General features: G+C 55.2%; 1 rRNA gene. It reads right to left on the reverse strand.

Annotated features, from left to right (window positions below):
• Positions 1-172 precede the first annotated feature (172 nt).
• A 16S ribosomal RNA gene (locus tag BSZ40_RS11130) occupies positions 173-1,716 on the reverse strand.
• Between the last annotated feature and the right edge of the window lie 70 nt (positions 1,717-1,786).

Below are 1,786 nucleotides of genomic sequence, written 5' to 3' on the forward strand. Positions count from 1 at the left end.
AACAACAACCAAACCACCAGATGTGGCCTGGAAACCCAATAGCATGCCCGCGCCTGTCTTAAAACACGTGTGTCATCCACTCAAGAGCACCACACCCCACCAAAACCAACCACCCAAACAAGAATGGTCTAACAAATCCCGGCAAGGCAAACAATACCCAGATGCTCCTTAGAAAGGAGGTGATCCAGCCGCACCTTCCGGTACGGCTACCTTGTTACGACTTCGTCCCAATCGCCAGTCCCACCTTCGACCACTCCCCCCAAACGGTTAGGCCATGAGCTTCGGGTGTTACCAACTTTCGTGACGTGACGGGCGGTGTGTACAAGGCCCGAGAACGTATTCACCGCAGCGTTGCTGATCTGCGATTACTAGCGACTCCGACTTCATGGGGTCGAGTTGCAGACCCCAATCCGAACTGAGACCAGCTTTAAGGGATTAGCTCAACCTCACGATATCGCAACCCTCTGTACTAGCCATTGTAGCATGCGTGAAGCCCAAGACATAAGGGGCATGATGATTTGACGTCATCCCCACCTTCCTCCGAGTTAACCCCGGCAGTCTCTCACGAGTCCCCACCATAACGTGCTGGCAACATGAGACAAGGGTTGCGCTCGTTGCGGGACTTAACTCCAACATCTCACGACACGAGCTGACGACAACCATGCACCACCTGTACACCCCCAACCAAATGCACGCACATCTCTGCACGCTCTGGATGTATGTCAAGCCTTGGTAAGGTTCTTCGCGTTGCATCGAATTAATCCGCATGCTCCGCCGCTTGTGCGGGCCCCCGTCAATTCCTTTGAGTTTTAGCCTTGCGGCCGTACTCCCCAGGCGGGGCACTTAATGCGTTAGCTACGGCGCAGAAAACGTGGAAACATTCCCCACACCTAGTGCCCAACGTTTACGGCATGGACTACCAGGGTATCTAATCCTGTTCGCTCCCCATGCTTTCGCTCCTCAGCGTCAGTAACGGCCCAGAGACCCGCCTTCGCCACCGGTGTTCCTCCTGATATCTGTGCATTCCACCGCTACACCAGGAATTCCAGTCTCCCCTACCGCACTCAAGCCTGCCCGTACCCACCGCAAGCCCACAGTTAAGCTGTGGGTTTTCACGACAGACGCGACAAACCGCCTACGAGCTCTTTACGCCCAATAATTCCGGACAACGCTTGCGCCCTACGTATTACCGCGGCTGCTGGCACGTAGTTAGCCGGCGCTTCTTCTGTAAGTAAAGTCAACCCCAACAAAAACTGAGGCCTGCGTCCCTACTGAAAGAGGTTTACAACCCGAAGGCCGTCATCCCTCACGCGGCGTCGCTGCATCAGGCTTGCGCCCATTGTGCAATATTCCCCACTGCTGCCTCCCGTAGGAGTCTGGGCCGTATCTCAGTCCCAGTGTGGCCGGTCACCCTCTCAGGCCGGCTACCCGTCAAAGCCTTGGTAGGCCATCACCCCACCAACAAGCTGATAGGCCGCGAGCCCATCCCCCACCAGAAAAACCTTTCCACACCCCACCATGCGATGAAGCGTAAATATCCGGTATTAGCACCCATTTCTGGACGTTATCCCAAGAGAAGGGGGCAGGTTACTCACGTGTTACTCACCCGTTCGCCACTCTCACCACCAAACAAAAGCCCGGCAGATCCCGTTCGACTTGCATGTGTTAAGCACGCCGCCAGCGTTCGTCCTGAGCCAGGATCAAACTCTCCAACAAAAACCATAAACGGTCCAAGCCAGAAACCCTGACAAAAACACCCAACCCCAAAACAGAGCCAGGCAAAAAC

The sequence above is a fragment of the Buchananella hordeovulneris genome (genome assembly GCF_001907235.1).
GTDB classification, from domain to species: Bacteria; Actinomycetota; Actinomycetes; order Actinomycetales; family Actinomycetaceae; genus Buchananella; species Buchananella hordeovulneris.